This is a genomic window from Micromonospora coxensis, assembly GCF_900090295.1.
Lineage (GTDB): Bacteria > Actinomycetota > Actinomycetes > Mycobacteriales > Micromonosporaceae > Micromonospora > Micromonospora coxensis.
The window spans coordinates 3,855,193-3,871,028 of sequence record NZ_LT607753.1 but is presented as its reverse complement, the minus strand read 5'-3'; the positions used below and the strand labels follow the sequence as shown (position 1 = coordinate 3,871,028).

General features: G+C 74.3%; 16 protein-coding genes and 1 riboswitch. Of the genes, 7 read left to right on the top strand and 9 right to left on the bottom strand.

Annotated features, from left to right (window positions below; genetic code table 11):
• Positions 1-37 precede the first annotated feature (37 nt).
• The 3 genes from paaC to paaA are packed head-to-tail and all read right to left on the bottom strand — an operon-like array spanning position 38 to position 2,153.
• A complete protein-coding gene (gene paaC / locus GA0070614_RS17655) occupies positions 38-772 on the bottom strand; it encodes a 1,2-phenylacetyl-CoA epoxidase subunit PaaC (protein WP_088976995.1) in 735 nt (244 codons plus the stop codon).
• Positions 769-1,089 carry a 1,2-phenylacetyl-CoA epoxidase subunit PaaB gene (gene paaB, locus GA0070614_RS17650; protein ID WP_088976994.1) on the bottom strand — a complete coding sequence of 107 codons (321 nt, stop codon included), beginning with the start codon at positions 1,087-1,089 and terminating at the stop codon, positions 769-771. Before paaB ends, paaC begins: the two co-directional genes overlap by 4 nt.
• The gene (paaA, locus tag GA0070614_RS17645; protein ID WP_088976993.1) at positions 1,086-2,153 is read right to left on the bottom strand and encodes a 1,2-phenylacetyl-CoA epoxidase subunit PaaA; all 1,068 of its coding nucleotides are present in this window, start codon (positions 2,151-2,153) and stop codon (positions 1,086-1,088) included. The genes paaB and paaA overlap by 4 nt, the downstream gene beginning before the upstream one ends.
• 366 nt (positions 2,154-2,519) lie before the next feature.
• Between paaA and GA0070614_RS17640 the strand changes: the two genes are divergently transcribed.
• Together GA0070614_RS17640 and GA0070614_RS17635 are read left to right on the top strand one after the other, a co-directional pair.
• Positions 2,520-3,497, top strand: a complete 978-nt coding sequence (locus GA0070614_RS17640) for a hypothetical protein (RefSeq protein WP_088976992.1) — start codon at positions 2,520-2,522, stop codon at positions 3,495-3,497.
• Positions 3,497-4,426 (top strand): serine hydrolase, encoded by a 930-nt coding sequence (locus GA0070614_RS17635; protein WP_088976991.1) that lies wholly within the window; start codon positions 3,497-3,499, stop codon positions 4,424-4,426. The genes GA0070614_RS17640 and GA0070614_RS17635 overlap by 1 nt, the downstream gene beginning before the upstream one ends.
• A 92-nt stretch (positions 4,427-4,518) precedes the next feature.
• Here the strand turns inward: GA0070614_RS17635 and GA0070614_RS17630 are convergent, their stop codons facing one another.
• The 3 genes from GA0070614_RS17630 to GA0070614_RS17620 are packed head-to-tail and all read right to left on the bottom strand — an operon-like array spanning position 4,519 to position 7,459.
• Positions 4,519-5,370, bottom strand: a complete 852-nt coding sequence (locus GA0070614_RS17630; RefSeq protein WP_088976990.1) for a menaquinone biosynthetic enzyme MqnA/MqnD family protein — start codon at positions 5,368-5,370, stop codon at positions 4,519-4,521.
• A 33-nt stretch (positions 5,371-5,403) separates the two neighbouring features.
• Entirely contained in the window at positions 5,404-6,834 is a 1,431-nt protein-coding gene (locus tag GA0070614_RS17625; protein WP_157745027.1) for an MFS transporter, read from the bottom strand.
• A gap of 40 nt (positions 6,835-6,874) precedes the next feature.
• Complete coding sequence (locus GA0070614_RS17620) at positions 6,875-7,459, bottom strand: winged helix-turn-helix domain-containing protein (protein WP_088976989.1); 585 nt, start codon at positions 7,457-7,459, stop codon at positions 6,875-6,877.
• Between the two features lie 223 nt (positions 7,460-7,682).
• On the opposite strand from GA0070614_RS17620, the gene GA0070614_RS17615 reads away from it, so the two are divergent.
• The 5 genes from GA0070614_RS17615 to GA0070614_RS17600 all read left to right on the top strand — a co-directional run bounded on the left by GA0070614_RS17615 (position 7,683) and on the right by GA0070614_RS17600 (position 12,504).
• Positions 7,683-9,800 carry a HelD family protein gene (locus GA0070614_RS17615; RefSeq protein WP_088976988.1) on the top strand — a complete coding sequence of 706 codons (2,118 nt, stop codon included), beginning with the start codon at positions 7,683-7,685 and terminating at the stop codon, positions 9,798-9,800.
• Positions 9,801-9,865: 65 nt separating this feature from the next.
• Positions 9,866-10,024 carry a hypothetical protein gene (locus GA0070614_RS30260; protein ID WP_157745026.1) on the top strand — a complete coding sequence of 53 codons (159 nt, stop codon included), beginning with the start codon at positions 9,866-9,868 and terminating at the stop codon, positions 10,022-10,024.
• Complete coding sequence (locus tag GA0070614_RS17610) at positions 10,021-10,917, top strand: ABC transporter ATP-binding protein (RefSeq protein WP_088976987.1); 897 nt, start codon at positions 10,021-10,023, stop codon at positions 10,915-10,917. Before GA0070614_RS30260 ends, GA0070614_RS17610 begins: the two co-directional genes overlap by 4 nt.
• A complete protein-coding gene (locus tag GA0070614_RS17605) occupies positions 10,914-11,651 on the top strand; it encodes an ABC transporter permease (RefSeq protein ID WP_088976986.1) in 738 nt (245 codons plus the stop codon). The genes GA0070614_RS17610 and GA0070614_RS17605 overlap by 4 nt, the downstream gene beginning before the upstream one ends.
• Positions 11,652-11,745: 94 nt before the next feature.
• Positions 11,746-12,504 carry a VOC family protein gene (locus GA0070614_RS17600; RefSeq protein ID WP_088976985.1) on the top strand — a complete coding sequence of 253 codons (759 nt, stop codon included), beginning with the start codon at positions 11,746-11,748 and terminating at the stop codon, positions 12,502-12,504.
• Here GA0070614_RS17600 and GA0070614_RS17595 read toward each other — a convergent pair.
• From GA0070614_RS17595 to GA0070614_RS17585, 3 genes are all read right to left on the bottom strand, one after another.
• Positions 12,501-13,280: an ABC transporter ATP-binding protein gene (locus GA0070614_RS17595; RefSeq protein WP_088979489.1), complete on the bottom strand. Its 780-nt coding sequence runs from the start codon at positions 13,278-13,280 to the stop codon at positions 12,501-12,503. The genes GA0070614_RS17600 and GA0070614_RS17595 overlap by 4 nt on opposite strands.
• A 41-nt stretch (positions 13,281-13,321) precedes the next feature.
• Entirely contained in the window at positions 13,322-14,350 is a 1,029-nt protein-coding gene (locus tag GA0070614_RS17590) for a FecCD family ABC transporter permease (RefSeq protein WP_231933708.1), read from the bottom strand.
• A gap of 373 nt (positions 14,351-14,723) precedes the next feature.
• Positions 14,724-15,662 carry an ABC transporter substrate-binding protein gene (locus GA0070614_RS17585; RefSeq protein ID WP_088976984.1) on the bottom strand — a complete coding sequence of 313 codons (939 nt, stop codon included), beginning with the start codon at positions 15,660-15,662 and terminating at the stop codon, positions 14,724-14,726.
• Positions 15,663-15,773: 111 nt separating this feature from the next.
• A riboswitch (cobalamin riboswitch) is annotated at positions 15,774-15,836 on the bottom strand.

The following is a 15,836-nucleotide window of genomic DNA, read 5'->3' as shown; positions in this document are numbered from 1 at the left end:
GCGACTGCGGGGCTCCGCTGCGCCGCGCTCCTCGCGCTCACCAGGAAGCCCCGGGGTGGGCCCGGTGCAGCACCTGCATCTCGGCCAGCAGGTACGACAGGTGCTCGGTGTGCACGCCGTCCCGGCCGCCGGCCGGCGCCCAGCCGGTCTCCGGCCGGGTGAGGGTGGCCTCGTCGAGCACGGCGGAGACGGTGGCGTCGAAGTCGGCCCGCAGGGTGGCCGGGTCGACCGGCGCCGCCGGATCCGCCGTGAACAGCTCGTGGTGGTACGGCCAGAGCTGCTCCAGCGCGGCCTGGGCGCGGCGGTGCGACTCCTCGGTGCCGTCGCCGAGCCGCTTCACCCACAGCGCGGCGTGGTCCAGGTGGTACGCGGACTCCTTGCGCGCCTTCGCGCCGATCGCGGCCAGCCGCTCGTCGGCGCAGCCGGCCAGCGCGGTGTAGAGCGGCACCTGGTACGCGGCGAGCAGCAGCAGCTTCACCATGGTCACCGCGAAGTCGCCGTTGGGCAGCTCCACCAGCAGGCAGTTGCGGAACTCCCGGTCGTCGCGCAGGTACGCCAGCGCGTCCTCGTCCCGCCCGGCGCCCTCCAGCTCACCGGCGTAGGTCAGCAGCAGCCGGGCCGCGCCGAGCTGGTCGAGGGCGATGTTGGCCAGCGCGATGTCCTCCTCCATCTCCGGCGCGCGGGAGGTCCACTCGGCCAGCCGCTGCGCCGCGATCAGCGCGTCGTCGCCGATGGCGAGGGTGAAGTCGAAGGGGCCGTTCGCCGCGCTCACAGGTGGGCCACCCCGTCCGGCACCTCGTAGAAGGTGGGGTGGCGGTAGACCTTGTCCGCCGCCGGGTCGAAGAAGGCGTCCTTCTCGTCGGGGCTGGACGCGGTGATGGCGCTCGCCGGCACCACCCAGATCGACACCCCCTCCTGGCGGCGGGTGTAGAGGTCCCGGGCGTTGCGCAGGGCCAGTTCGGCGTCGGGGGCGTGCAGGCTGCCGACGTGGGTGTGCGACAGCCCGCGCCGGGCCCGCACGAAGACCTCCCACAGCGGCGAGGGGCCCTCCTCGCCGGGTCGACCGGTCCGCTCGCTGCGCTCGCTCACGCCGCCACCTTCTCCTTCTGCCTCGCCGCCTGCTTGGCCGCGTACGCCGCGGCGGCCTCGCGTACCCAGGCGCCCTCGTCGTGGGCCCGCCGGCGGTGCTCCATCCGCTGCCGGTTGCACGGCCCGTTCCCCTTGATCACCTGCATCAGCTCGTCGTAGTCGGGCTGGGTGTAGTCGTACGCCTGCCGCTCGTCGTTCCAGCGCAGGTCGGGGTCGGGCAGGGTGAGGCCGAGGATCTGGGCCTGCTGCACGCACATGTCGACGAAGCGCTGGCGCAGCTCGTCGTTGGAGAACCGCTTGATCTTCCAGGCCATCGACTGGGCGGAGTGGGTCGAGTCGCCGTCGGGCGGGCCGAACATCGCCAGTGACGGGTACCACCAGCGGTCGACGGCGTCCTGCGCCATCCGCTTCTGCGCCGGGGTGCCGTGCGACAGGGTGTGCAGGATCTCGTAGCCCTGCCGCTGGTGGAACGACTCCTCCTTGCAGACCCGGATCATCGCCCGGGCGTACGGGCCGTAGGAGCAGCGGCAGAGCGGGACCTGGTTGACGATGGCCGCGCCGTCCACCAGCCAGCCGATCGCGCCGACGTCGGCCCAGGTCAGCGTCGGGTAGTTGAAGATCGAGCTGTACTTCTGCCGGCCGTCGAGCAGCAGCCGCACGAGTTCGTCGCGGCTGATGCCGAGGGTCTCGGCGGCGGCGTAGAGGTAGAGGCCGTGCCCCGCCTCGTCCTGCACCTTGGCCAGCAGGATCGCCTTGCGCTTGAGCGAGGGAGCGCGGCTGATCCAGTTCCCCTCGGGCTGCATGCCGATGATCTCGGAGTGCGCGTGCTGGGCGATCTGCCGGATCAGCGTCCGGCGGTACGCCTCCGGCATCCAGTCGCGCGGCTCGATCTTCTGATCGGCGTCGATGACGTCGGCGAAGTACGCCTCGAGGTCCTCACCGGGCTCCGGCGCGCCGCGGCGTCCCCGCGACGCCGCCTCGCGCAGCGCCGCCTCGGCCGCCTCGACCTGGCCGAGCAGGCCGCCGCCCGGAGCGTCCTCTGCGGCGAAGTCGTTGCCATACATCTCTCAAGTGTTACAGCTGACCTTTGGCAAAACCAGAGGGTGTAACAGATTTCTGAACCGGACCTGGGCGGGCGAACCGCCGTGACTATCCCGCCGTCAGCGAAGGATGATCTATGATTCGTCTCACTTTTTCAACATGAATCCTCACAAGCTACGCGGAATGTGTGTTCCGCCCGGGCTTCCCAGCAATTACCTACGCGTCGGATCCTGGCGTGTCGCCTTTCCGAACGTAGACTTCCCCCGGCACACCGATCGGCTGCTGACGATCGCCACGAAGACGCCGGCCACCTCCCCCGGCCGCGGCGGTCGGGCCGACCCATGCGAACAGCCGGTCCCCCCGGCCTGACATCTGGAGTCCACCCACTCATGCGATCCCGCGTGATCATGGTGCTCGCCGTAATGGCGGTCCTGCTCGGCGCCGGCCTCCTGGTGCCCGCCGCGTACGCGCGCCTCTCCGACGGCGGCGGCGTCGGTGGCGGCGCCGGGGAGCTGGTCCCCGCGCCCGCGCCCACCGAGCCCCCGGCGCCGACCCTGGCCGCCGGCCCGGTCTCGGTGAACTTCAAGGGCGAGTTCTTCGGCTGGGCCCTGCTGGACCGGGAGACCGACAAGATCGCCGGCTCGAAGAACATGGCCTCGACCAGCTCCACCGAGTCGATGCTCAAGGCCTGGATCGTCTCGGACTACCTGCGCCAGCTCGGCGACAAGGAACCGACGGCGACGTTGAAGAAGGCCGCCAGCACCGCCATCCGGGACAGCAGTGACGACGGGGCCAACAAGGTCTACGCGGCAGCCGGCGGCTCCTACCGGGCCCCGGCGGGCGGCCAGCCCGGTCCGGTGATCAAGCGGGCGATCAGCATCTGCGGGCTCACCGACACCAAGCGCGGCAACGTCCCCGGCTACGAGGGCTGGTGGAGCTTCACCCGGATGTCGCCGCGCGACGCCGTCCGGCTGGGCGACTGCATCGCCGACGGCAGGGCCGCCGGCCCGAAGTGGACCAAGTGGGTGCTGGACGAGATGGCGAAGGTGCGCGGCAGCGTCAGCCAGCAGCAGGCGCGCTCCGGCGGCGGCAAGTGGGGCATCGTGGACGGGCTGCCCGCCGAGATCAAGGCCCAGGGGCCGGTCAGCATCAAGAACGGCTGGACCGTGTTGAACTACGACGGCAACTGGCACGTGAACTGTCTTGCCGTCACCGACAAGTGGAGTCTCGCCGTCATGTTGCGCTACCCGCAGTCGCAGAAGCTGACGTACGGCGCGAAGGTCTGCGCCAGCGTGGCGACCCAGCTCGTCACGCCGCAGCCCGGCGCGGCCCTCAAGGTCCCGCAGCAGCCGGTCGGGAAGCTCTGATGGCCCGCAACCGGCGCGGCCACGCCCCGCTCACCTTCGCCGCCGTCGCCGCGATCCTGATCGGCCTGGTGCTGGTCTCGCTGCGCCTGCTCCCCGGTTCGCCACTGGCCTCGGCCGCCGCCTCGCGCTGGGGCGAGCCGTCCCCGCCCGGACGGTCCACCAGCGAGCCCTCCGACCGCAGCGACCGACCGAAGGCCACCCCCACCCCCAGCCCGTCGCTCGATCCGCTGCCGTTCCGCGACCAGCAGATCGACCTCGACCTCAAGGGCTGGTACGCCTGGAGCGTCCAGGACACCCGGACCGGGGAGATCTTCGGCTCGGAGAACATGGACGAGACCAGCACGACCGCGTCGCTGATCAAGTCCTGGATCGTCGCCGACTACCTGCGCCGGACGGACGAGGCCGGGAAGACCCCGAGCGACGCCAAGCTCGCCGACGCCACCCGGATCATCCGGGACAGCGACAACACCCGGGCCGAGCAGTTCTACAACTCCATCGGGCGCTCCGCCGCGATCAAGCGGATGGTCTCCATCTGCGACATGACCGACAGCAGCCCGGCCGCCGACGGCGGCTGGAGCCGGACGAACCTGTCCCCGCGGGACACCACCCGGCTCGGGGCGTGCATCGCCGACGGTCGGGCGGCGGGCCCGAAGTGGACCAAGTGGCTGATCAACGAGATGCGGCTGGTGCGCGGCGCGGGCGACTTCGGCATCCGCAAGGCGTTCCCGGCCGCCGAGCGCAAGACCATCGCGATCAAGAACGGCTGGGTCGACCGGACCCGGGAGCAGGAGATGCACATCAACTGCCTGGCCATCGGCGACGGCTGGACGATGGGCGTGATGGTCCGCTACCCGGTCGGCATGGGTTACGAGTACGGCATGAAGAACTGTCAGAAGATCACCGAGGCGGTGCTCGGCAAGGACGTCTGAGCCGGCCGTTCCACCGGTGTGGCGGTGTTCCCGGGTCCGGGGACACCGCCACGTCCGCGTCCGGGGGTGGCCGGCGGCGAGGTGGCCGTGGGTCAGCCGGCGAAGAACTCCGGCCCGCCGTCGGGCAGCGGCGGGGCCTCGCCGGCCGCCGCGGCCCGCCGGGCGAACTCGCGCAACCCGGCCACCTGCCGCTCGCCGAGCGAGAAGTCGAGGGTACGGAAGTACGTCGCCAGGGTCGCCGCGTCGAACGGCTCCCAGCGGGCCGCCGCCTCGGCGACCTGGTCCAGCTCGGCCAGGCACAGGTCACGGGAGCGCAGGAACGCCTCGTGCACCTCCTTGACCATGCCGGGGTGGGCGGCGGCGAAGTCGCGGCGTACCGCCCAGACGGCGAAGACCATCGGCAGCCCGGTCCAGTCCCGCCACGCCTGCCCGAGGTCGGTGACCTCCAGCCCACGGCGGGGCGCGTCGTGCAGCGCGCGCAGCGCCACGTCGCCGATGAGCACCCCGGCGTCGGCCTCCAGCAGCATCTGGGTCAGGTCCGGCGGGCAGCGGAAGTACTCGGGGCGCACGCCGTACCGCTCGGCGAGCAGGAGCTGGGCGAGGAGCACCCCGGTACGGGAGGTGGAGCCGAGGGCGACCCGAGCGCCGTCCAGCTCGGCCAGCGGGCGGGTGGAGACCACGTTGACCGAGAGCACCGGCCCGTCGCTGCCCACCGCCAGGTCCGGCAGGAGCAGCAGCTCGTCGGCGTGCCGCAGGTACTCGACGTGCGAGATCGGCCCGATGTCCAGGTCACCGGCGACCAGCGCGGCGCTGAGCCGGTCCGGCGAGTCCTTGTGCAGGTCGACGTCGAGCAGCGCGCCGGAACGCATCAGCCCCCAGTAGATCGGCAGACAGTTGAGGAACTGGATGTGTCCGACCCGGGGGCGGGCCACGCGCTCAGCCATGACCCGACCGTATCCCCGGGCCGCACGACCTGCTCACCGGGCCGGCTCGGAAGTGGCCAACCCCGCAGCCGCCGGAGCGCCGACCTCCGCCGGGCCGCCGGGCGTCGCGGCCGGCGGCCGGTCCGCTGCCGCACGGCGTTCCCCGGCCGGCACGCCCCCCGCCGCCGGGCCGGCCCCTCCCGCCGCGCAGGGCCCCGCCGCCGCGCAGGGCCCCGCCGCCGGGCCGGGCACCGGTGCCGGCCGGTGGCCGTCGGTGCTGTGGGCCCGCCGGACCGCGCGGACCACGACCGGCACGAACGCCGCCACCACCAGCAGGCCGGCGACCCCGGCGGCGGCGATCAGGGGACGCGGTGGCAGTACCGCCAGCAGCGCGCCGCCGATCAGGTAGCCGGCCATCGAGCCGCCCTGCACGGCCGCGCCGTTGACCGCGTACGCCCGGGCGCGCACCGCCTCCGGCACCCGCCGGGCGGTCAGCACGTTGGCGAAGACGTTGTCCCCGCCGTTCGCGGCGCCGGCGACCAGCCAGAGCGGCACCAGCAGCGCGGCGGCCGGCACGAAGGCGGCGAACACCACCATGAGCGACACGCCGCCCAGGGTGGCGAGCACCCCGTACACCAGGGCGCCGTCGTCGGTGAGCCGGCGGGCCAGCCGGGCGGCGAGCCAGCTGCCGGGCAGCATGCCGGCCATCCAGGCGGCGCCGACCAGGCCGTACACGGTGGCGGAGGAGTCCAGGGTCTCCCGGATGAAGAAGACCTCGACCACGTTGATCCCGCCGACCGCGGTGATCACCGCCGCCGTGGTGACCACCATGGCGAGCATCAGCGGGTCGCGGCGCAGCGTCCAGGCCGGGGTGGGCACGGCCGTCGCGCCGGCCGCGCCGGCCGCCGGCCGGCCACCGCGCCGGGTCCGCAGCAGCAGGCCGGCGGCGATCAGCGCCAGGTAGCTGGCGGCGTCCAGGAGCAGCGGTACGCGGGTGCCGAACTGCCCGACCAGGAGCCCGGCGAGCACCGGGCCGGTGAGCGCGCCGACGGAGACCGCGGTCTGGTGGACCGCGCTGGCCCGGGGCAGGTCGTCGCGGCGCACCATGGCCGGCAGCAGCGCCGCCAGGCAGGGCTGGGTCAGCGCGAGCCCGCAGGCGAGCAGCGCGACGAGTCCGACGACGGCGAGCGGGTGCTCGGCGTACGCGAGGAGCAGGCAGATCACCGACTGCGCCGCGCCGACGGTGACCAGCAGCGTACGGCTGTCGACCCGGTCGGCGACCCGGCCGGCGAGCGGGGCGAGCGCCACCAGCGGGAGGGTGGCCGCCAGCAGGAGCCCGGAGACGGCCAGCCCACCGGCCCCGGACGCCTGCAGGGCAAGCGCCAGGGCGGTGGCGGCGAGGAACTCCCCGCAGATCGTGGTGCCCCGGGCGGTGGCGGCGAGCCAGACGTCAGGCCAGCGCGAACCGTCAGTTGTGAAAGACATACTTCGAAAATAATGCTTCACAACTGATCGACTCAACCCCCTACGCCAGCGGCACCACCTTGTACTGCGCCGCCACGGTCCGCGCCCCGGCCGGCGGATCGGCCAACCGGTTGCGCTGCCGGTACGGCTCGAACAGCGCCGTCACCGCGGCGTTCAGCTCGACCAGCTCGTCGGCGGTGAGCAGCAGCAGGGTGTCGCTGAACAGGGCCGCGTCGTACCACTCGGCGGGCTCGTCCCCGGCGCGCCGCAACCAGTCCCGGGTGCGCTCCATGTCCCGGGCGGCGTGCGCCTCGACCAGCGCCTGCTCGGCCGCGCGCGCCTCCGGCCCGGCGCCCCGGCCGGCGTCCACCATCCAGCTGTGGCTGAACGTGCGCCAGACCCGCTCCCGCGCGTCGCCCCGGCTCGGCGCCTGCTCCACCAGGCCGAACTTCGCCAACGCCCGCAGGTGGTAGCTGGTCGCGCTCGGCGACAGCCCGACGATCTCGGCGCACTCGGTGGCGGTGGCACCCCCGTCCAGGGTGCTCAGATGCTCCATGATCGCGATTCGGGCCGGATGGGCCAGCGCCCGCATCACCTGCGGATCGCTGATCGTCATCCGGCGCGGCTCCGGGCGCGGCTCGGTCATCCCCCCATGATCCCGCCGCGCCGACGGGTCGGGCCAGCCACCGCACCGCCGGACCCGCCGCCGGCCGGCGGGAAAACCGGTTGCCCGGCCGCCGCACGGGAGTAAGCTGCTCTGTCCCGCCCGACGGCCGCGGTGAGTAAGCACCGCAGCGGACGTCCCCGCGCCGATCACCGAGTCGGAAACGCGAGCGGCAGCGTTTTTCCCCGTGTCGAGGAGTACGTGGATGACCCTGCACGCCCAAGAACAGACCCTGGACGGCGAACTCGTCGCCGAACGGGCCCACCTGGACGCCTCCCGCGCCGCGCTGCGCCGGATGCGCGAGCGCGCCGAGGCGCTCTTCGCCACCGGTGACAAGGTCGCCGGCGACGCCTACACCGCCGAACAGCTCGGCCGGCACATGGCCCGACGGGTCGCCGAACTCGCCGACGACCCCACCACCCCGCTCTTCTTCGGCCGGCTCGACTTCGACCGGCACAGCGGGACGCAGGACGCCGACCACGCCGGCCGCGAGTACCACGTCGGCCGCCGGCACGTCACCGACGAGCGGGGCGAACCCCTGGTGCTGGACTGGCGGGCCCCGGTCTCCCGGCTGTTCTACCGGGCCAGCGCCCGCGACCCGCAGGGCGTCGCGGTGCGGCGTCGCTTCGGGTTCAGCAACGGCGCGCTGACCAGCTTCGAGGACGAGCACCTCGACCGGGGCGAGGAACTGGGCACGGCGAGCCGCATCCTCACCGCCGAAATCGAGCGGCCCCGCGTCGGGCCGATGCGGGACATCGTCGCCACCATCCAGCCCGAGCAGGACGAGCTGGTCCGGGCCGACCTGGCCGACTCGATCTGCGTACAGGGCGCGCCGGGCACCGGTAAGACCGCAGTCGGGCTGCACCGGGCCGCGTACCTGCTCTACCTGCACCGGGAACGGCTGCGCCGCTCCGGCGTGCTGATCGTCGGGCCGAACCGGGCCTTCCTGTCGTACATCGCGGCGGTGCTGCCGGCCCTCGGCGAGGTCGAGGTCGAGCAGGCCACGGTGGAGGACCTGGTCGCCCGGGTGCCGGTACGGGCGGTCGACGACCCCACGGTGGCCGCGCTCAAGCACGACGTACGGATGGCCGAGGTACTGCGCCGGGCCGTCGACGCCCACATCGGCACACCCACCGAGCCGATCATGGTGCCGGACGGCTCGTTCCGCTGGCGGATCGGCCTCGAACCGCTGCACCGGCTGGTCGAGGAGACCCGCCGCGAGGGGCTGCCCTACGCCACCGGCCGCGAGCGGGTCCGGGCCCGGGTGGTCGGCCTGCTGCAACGGCAGTCCGAGGCCCGCCGGGCCGAGTCCCCCGGCGACGCCTGGCTGCGCCGGGCGGGCAAGGCGAAGCCGGTCACCGCCTTCCTCGACGCGGTCTGGCCGGCGCTGACCCCCGAGGGCCTGCTGCACCGGCTCCTCTCCGACGCCGACGCGCTCGCGACGGCGGCCGACGGCCTGCTCACCGCCGACGAGCAGGCGCTGCTGCGCGGCGGGACGGCCGCCGGGCAGCCGGGCGGCACCGGCGCGGCGGCCGGACGACGAGGCGCGGCGACGACCGGCACCACACTCGGCCGCACCCCGAAGGCGACGAGGTGGACCGCGGCCGACGCGGTGCTGATCGACGAGGCGGCCGGGCTGCTCGAACGCCCCGCCGGCTACGGGCACGTGGTCGTCGACGAGGCGCAGGACCTCTCCCCCATGCAGTGCCGGGCCATCGCCCGGCGCAGCGAGCACGGCTCGATCACCCTCCTCGGCGACCTCGCCCAGGGCACCGCCCCCTGGGCCGCCACCGACTGGCGGGAGTCCCTGGCCCACCTGGGCAAGCCGGACGCCGCGGTGGTCCCGCTGAGCGTCGGCTTCCGGGTGCCCGCCGTGGTGGTCGCGTTCGCCAACCGCCTGCTGCCGGCGCTCGCGGTCGACGTGCCCCCGGCCGAGTCGCTGCGCCGCGACGGCGCGCTGGACGTGCGTACCGTGGCCGACCTGACGGCGGCGACGGTGGCCGAGGTACGGGCGGCGCTCGCGCACGACGGCTCGGTCGGGGTGATCGCCGCCGACGACGCGGTGGACGGACTGCGCGCGGCGCTGGCGGCCGCCGGCATCGAGACCGCGACCGCCGACGACCTCGACACCGTCGCGCGGGTCACCGTGGTGCCGGCGACCCTGGTCAAGGGCCTGGAGTACGACCACGTGGTGGTCGTCGAACCGGCCGCGATCGTGGCCGCCGAGCCGCGTGGCCTGCACCGCCTCTACGTGGTGCTGACCCGGGCGGTCTCCCGGCTCGCCGTGCTGCACGCCGCGCCGCTGCCCGCCCCGCTGGGCTGACCGCCCCCGGCCCGGGTTGCGGCGACCCGCGAGGATGGACGTCGACCGTCCACGAGGGAGCCGACATGCCACAGTCACGACGCGGTCTGCCGACCGCCGGGGCCGTCGCCGCGCCGGCGGTCGCGTCCCCGCCGGCCGCAGCGGCGGCACCGGCCGGCGCGGCGGCGCTCCGGCCGCTGCCGACCGCCCCGACCGGTGGGCAGCGGCCCGCGCGGCGGCCGTGATCCTCGCCCGGGCCGAGCAGGTCACCCGCCGCTACGGCGACGTGCTCGCCCTCGACGGGGTCGACCTGGCGGTCCACGCCGGTGAGCTGGTCGGCCTGCTCGGGCCCAACGGCGCCGGCAAGAGCACCCTGGTCAACCTGCTGGTCGGGCTGCGCCGCCCCACCGCCGGCCGGGTGCGGCTCTTCGACGGCGACCCCCGCGACCCGGCGTCCCGGCGACAGCTCGGGGTCACCCCGCAGGAGACCGGCCTGCCCGGCACCCTGCGCGTCGGCGAGGTCGTCGACTTCGTGGCCGCGCACTATTCCGACCCGGTGCCGAAGGCCGAGCTGCTCGACCGCTTCGGCCTGACCGACCAGGTGAGACGGCAGACCGGTGGGCTGTCCGGCGGGCAGCGCCGCCGGCTCGCCGTCGCGCTCGCCTTCCTCGGCCGGCCCCGGCTGGTCGTCCTCGACGAGCCGACCACCGGGCTCGACGTGGAGGCGCGGCACACCCTCTGGGAGCAGATCCGCACGTTCCACGCCGAGGGCGGCACCGTGCTGCTGAGCAGCCACTACCTGGAGGAGGTGGAGGCGCTGGCGCAGCGGGTGGTGGTGCTGGGCCGGGGCCGGGTGCTCGCCGACGACACCGTCGGCGCGGTCCGCGACATCGTCGGCGTACGCCGGGTCAGCCTGGTCGCCGACACGCTGCCGCCGCTGCCCGGCGTGGTGAACACCGCGCACGCCGACGGGCGTACCCACCTGCTCACCACCGACGCCGACCAGCTCGTCCGCGACCTCGTCGCCGCCGGGGTGGCCTTCCGCGACCTGGAGGTCCGCCCCACCTCGCTGGAGGAGGCGTTCCTCGCCATCACCGCCGACGACCGGCCGGCGGCCGTACCGGAGGTGACCCGGTGACGCTCGCCCTGGTCCACGCCCGCTACCAACTGCTGGAGATCGTCCGGATCCCGGTCGCGGTGTTCGGCAGCGCCTTCTTCCCCGCCGCCGCGATGCTCTTCTTCGTGGTGCCGTTCGCCGGGGACGACCGGGTCGCCGCCACGTACGCCACCGCAGCGATGGTCACCTTCTCGGTGCTCACCGCCAACATCTTCCAGTACGGCGTGGGCGTCGCCGAGGACCGCGACCAGCCCTGGAACCCGTACACCCGGACCCTGCCGGCGGGCCCGGCGCCCCGGCTCGCCGGTCGGATCCTCGCCGGCCTGGTGCTGACGTACGTGTCGATGCTGCCGGTGGTGGTGATCGCGGCGGTGGCCACCGCGGCCCGGGTCACCCCGGTGCAGTTCCTGCTGGCCCTCGCCACGGTCGCGGTGATCTCGGTGCCGTTCACCCTGATGGGGCTCGCCATCGGCTACTCGCTGCCGAGCAAGGCGGCGATCGTCGTCGCGCAGATCGTCTTCTTCCCGCTCGCCTTCGGTGGCGGCCTGCTCTCCGGCCCGGACGACGCGCCCGGCTTCATCAAGGCGGTCGCCCCCTACCTGCCCACCCGGGGCGCGGTGGAGCTGATGTGGGCGGCGTGCACCGACTGGCGGCCGGCCCCCCGCGCGCTGGTCTCGCTCGTCGCCTGGGTGGTGGTGCTGGCGGCGCTCGCGGGGTGGGCGTACCGGCGCGACGAGGGTCGCCGGTTCAGCTGACGTTTCGCCCCGTTCCGGCCCCTCGCGGGCGAACCGGTGCCACGATGCGGGCAGGGCGTCCGGCCGGGCCGCCCACCGGCGGAGAGGGGTCACCGTGAGCGGCGTCGAGCCCGGCACGCCCTGCTGGGCCGATCTGGCCACCCCCGACCTGACGGCCGCCCAACGCTTCTACCCCGAACTCTTCGGCTGGACGGGGCGGGTGTCCCCGCAGCCGGAGGCGGGCGGGTACACCACCTTCCTCAAGGACGGGCGGGCGGTGGGCGGGGCCGGGCCGCCGGCCACCCCGGACCAGGTGCCGATCTGGTCCACGTACGTGGCCACGGACGACGCCGATCTGGCGGCCACCCGGGTCGAGGCGGCCGGCGGGCAGGTGCTGGTCGCCCCCTTCGACGTCTTCGACCAGGGGCGGATGGGGGTCTTCGCGGACCCGGCCGGCGCGACGTTCAGCGTCTGGCAGCCGATGGCCATGCGCGGCGCCGAACTGTTCAACGCCCCCGGGTCGATGAGCTGGAACGAGCTGGTCACGCCGGACCCGGACGGCGCGAAGCTCTTCTACGAGCTGGTCTTCGGCTGGCACCCGGAGGACGAGCCGATGGGGCCGGTCACCTACACCGGCTGGCGGTGCGGGGCGCGGATCGTGGCCGGCATGACGCCGCCGCTGGAGGAACTGCCGGCCGACCTGCCCGCATACTGGGCGATCTACTTCGCGGTGGCGGACGCCGACGCCACCGCCGCGCGCGCCGCCGAACTCGGCGGCAGCATCCTGGTCCCGCCGCACGACGTCCCGCAGGGCCGGCTCGCCGCCCTCCGCGACCCCCAGGGCGCCCTCTTCTCCGTCATCGCCCTCGCCTAGTACGGGCGGACCGGGACGACGAGGGGGCCGTGCTCGCCGGGGATGACCCGGACGCGGGCCCGGTAGTGGGTGGCGAGCAGCTCCTCGGTGAGCACCTCGGCCGGCGGGCCGTCGGCGACCACCCGGCCGTCCGCGAGCAGCACCAGGCGGTCGGCGTACTCGCCGGCGATGGAGAGGTCGTGCATGGTGGCGAGCACGGTCAGCGCGTGCTCTCGGCGGAGCTGGTCGACCAGCTCCAGCACCTCCTGCTGGTGGCCGATGTCCAGGGCGCTGGTCGGCTCGTCCAGCAGCAGCAGGGTGGCGCCCTGGGCGAGCGCCCGGGCCAGGAAGACCCGCTGCCGCTCCCCGCCGGAGAGGGTGGCCAGCTCCCGGCCGTGGAAGGCGGCCAGGTCCAGCCGGTCCAGCACCTCGTGCACGACGGCCAGGTCGGCTGCGGACTCCCGGCCCAGCGGCGGGATGTACGGGGTACGACCGAGCAGCACGTAGTCGAGGACCGACATGCCGGCCGGCACCGCCGGGGACTGCGCCACGGTGGCCACCACCCGGGCCCGCTCGCGGGGACGCATCGACCGCAGCGGCGTACCGGAGATGGCGACGGCGGAGCCGGTGGCCAGCAGGCCGCCGACGGCGCGCAGCAGGGTCGACTTGCCGGCGCCGTTCGGCCCGATCACGGTGACCCACTCGCCGGTCGAGACGGTCAGGTCGACGCCGGCCAGGATCGTCGCCCCGCCCAGCGTGACGTGCAGGTCGCGGACCTCGATCGCGGGCGCGTCCACCCGGTCCTCCCCGGTCCCGACCGCCGGGCCACCGCGCGCGCTCACGTCAGCACCCGCCGGGCGGTCCGCAGCACCAGGACGAAGAACGGGCCGCCGAGCAGCGCGGTGACCACGCCGATCGGGATCTCGGCCGGGGCGGCGGCGGTCCGGGCGACCACGTCGGTCAGCGCCAGGAACGCGCCGCCGAAGAGCATCGACAGCGGCAGGATGACCCGGTAGCTCGACCCGGCGAGCAGCCGTACGGTGTGCGGCACGATGATCCCGACGAAGCCGATCAGCCCGGAGGCGGAGACCGCCGCGGCGGTGCCGAGCGAGGCGGCGGCGATCAGCAGGTAGCGGGAGCGCTGCGGGTGCAGGCCGAGGCTGGCCGCCTCGTCGTCACCGAGGGAGAGCACGTCCAGCTCGCGGCGGTGCAGCAGTACCACGACCGCGGTGAGCACGAAGTACGGCAGCACCAGCAGCACGTCGTGCCAGCCGGCGGTGGCGAGCCGGCCGAGCAGCCAGGCGTACACCTGCTGGATGCTCTCGGAGTGCCGTTGCAGCAGGTAGGTCTGCCCGGCGGAGAGGAACGCCGAGACGGCCACCCCGGCCAGGATCAACGTCGCCGGGGAGCGGCTGCGCCCACCGGCCGCCCCGAGCAGGTACGTCATGACGACCGCGCCGAGCGCGCCGACGAACGCGGCCAGCGGCACGGTCAGCGGCAGCCCGACCAGCGGGTCCATCGCCCCGCCGAGCGCGATGACCGCGGTGACCGCCAGCCCCGCCCCGGCTGCCACGCCCAGCAGGTACGGGTCGGCCAGCGGGTTGCGGAACACCCCCTGGTACGCCCCGCCGGCCAGGGCGAGCAGGCCGCCGACCAGCAGGCCGAGCACCACCCGGGGCAACCGGAGCTGGGTGACGATGGCGGCCTCGCCGGGGGTCAGCCCGCTGTCGAGCCGCACGCCGGGGAGCAGGTTGAGCAGTTCGACGGCGACGCTGCCGGGCGGCAGGTTGACCGGGCCGAGGGAGACCCCGGCGACCAGGGCGACCAGCACCGCCAGCACCCCGGCGGCGAGCCACCGCTTGCGCAGCCCGGCCGGCCGGCCGGAGCCGGCGGCGGCCGGTCGGCGACCGGACTGGACCGGTGACCGGCGGCCCGCCGCGGCGGCGGACCCGGCGTCGACCTTCACGCCTGCGGACCGGTCGGACCGGTCGGACCCGGTGAGCCGGTCGGACCCGGTGAGCCGGTCGGACCCGGCGGACACGCCGGGCACGCCGGACACGCCGGGCACGCCGGGCACCTCGACGGCCCGGCCGGGCGCGTCAGGCGTGTCGGGTGCGTCGGCGACCGGGCCGGACGTGTCGGCGGCCGGGCCGGCCCCGGGCACACCGGCCGGCCGGGACGCGTCGGGCGTCCCGGCCGGCCGGGGTTCCGTGGGTCGCACCCTCACGGACGGCGGAGGGTCACGCGGGCACCTTGGCGACCGCGTCGACGATGGTGCGGAGCTGGTCGACCACGCGCGGGCCCCAGCGCGAGGCGATGTCGTCGTCGAGGGCCACCACCTGGTTGTTCTTCACCGCGGTGACGTCGGCCCAGCCGGCGCGCGCCTTGACCGTCTCGGCGCTCTGCTGGCAGCACTTGGTGTCGGCGAGGAAGACGAAGTCGGGGTTCGCCTTGACGATGACCTCCTGGCTCAGCTGCGGGTACCCGCCGCTCTTGCCGTCGGCGTCCGACGCGTCGGCGATGTTCTCCAAGCCGGCGAGGGCGTAGATCGAGCCGATGAAGGTCTTGCTGGTCGCGGTGTACAGCTCCGGGCCCAGCTCGTGGTAGTAGGTCAGCTTCTTCGACCGCTGCGGCAGGTCCTTGACCAGCTTGGCGATGTCGTCCTTCATCCGCTGGGTGACGTCCGCCGCCTCGGTCGGGTGGCCGGTCAGCGCGCCCAGGTCGGTGATCTGCCGGTAGGAGTCCTCCAGCGTGGCGGCGGCCGGGGTGAGCAGGACCGGGATCTTCAGCGTGGTGAGCTGGTCGACGATCTTGTTGGTGTCGTTGGAGAGCACCACCAGGTCGGGCGTCTTCGCGGCGATCGCCTCGGCGTTCGGCTGAAAGCCGGAGAGGTCGCTCTTCGGCGCCTCGGGCGGGTAGTTGGAGTTGTCGTCGACGGCGGTGACCTGCTTGCCGGCGCCGATGGCGAAGAGCATCTCGGTCGCCGTCGGCGAGAGCGAGACGATCTTCTCCGGTCGCTTCTCCAGGGTCAGCTTGCCGACGGTGACCGGGAAGGTGGCGGCCGCCGAGCTGCTGCCGGCGGCGGGGGTGTCGTTCGAGGTCTTCTCGGCGCAGGCGCCGAGGGTCAACGCGGCCACCGCGAGGGTGGCGGCGAGCAGCCGGGGGGTACGGCGGGTCATGGTCCTCCTGTCGGTCGAGGAGTGTGGTGCTTCGCCGACAGGGACCGCGGGCGGGCCCGTCCGCGAGGCGCCCTTCCTCGAGAGCGCGTGTCGCGACCGGTCCGCAGGCGACCTGGCTCGTCCCCGCCGGGGCGGGGCATCACAGTTGCGGGACAGCGCCGGTTTCCCACCGGC

Excerpts from the sequence above, each read along its gene's own strand:
- GA0070614_RS17615 (WP_088976988.1), top strand. The coding sequence starts at position 7,683 with ATGACCCTGCACGCCCAAGAACAGACCCTGGACGGCGAACTCGTCGCC.
- GA0070614_RS17630 (WP_088976990.1), bottom strand. The coding sequence starts at position 5,370 with ATGGCTGAGCGCGTGGCCCGCCCCCGGGTCGGACACATCCAGTTCCTC.
- GA0070614_RS17635 (WP_088976991.1), top strand. The coding sequence starts at position 3,497 with ATGGCCCGCAACCGGCGCGGCCACGCCCCGCTCACCTTCGCCGCCGTC.
- GA0070614_RS17640 (WP_088976992.1), top strand. The coding sequence starts at position 2,520 with ATGCGATCCCGCGTGATCATGGTGCTCGCCGTAATGGCGGTCCTGCTC.
- GA0070614_RS17620 (WP_088976989.1), bottom strand. The coding sequence starts at position 7,459 with ATGACCGAGCCGCGCCCGGAGCCGCGCCGGATGACGATCAGCGATCCG.
- GA0070614_RS17585 (WP_088976984.1), bottom strand. The coding sequence starts at position 15,662 with ATGACCCGCCGTACCCCCCGGCTGCTCGCCGCCACCCTCGCGGTGGCC.
- paaA (WP_088976993.1), bottom strand. The coding sequence starts at position 2,153 with ATGTATGGCAACGACTTCGCCGCAGAGGACGCTCCGGGCGGCGGCCTG.
- GA0070614_RS17625 (WP_157745027.1), bottom strand. The coding sequence starts at position 6,834 with ATGTCTTTCACAACTGACGGTTCGCGCTGGCCTGACGTCTGGCTCGCC.
- GA0070614_RS30260 (WP_157745026.1), top strand. The coding sequence starts at position 9,866 with ATGCCACAGTCACGACGCGGTCTGCCGACCGCCGGGGCCGTCGCCGCG.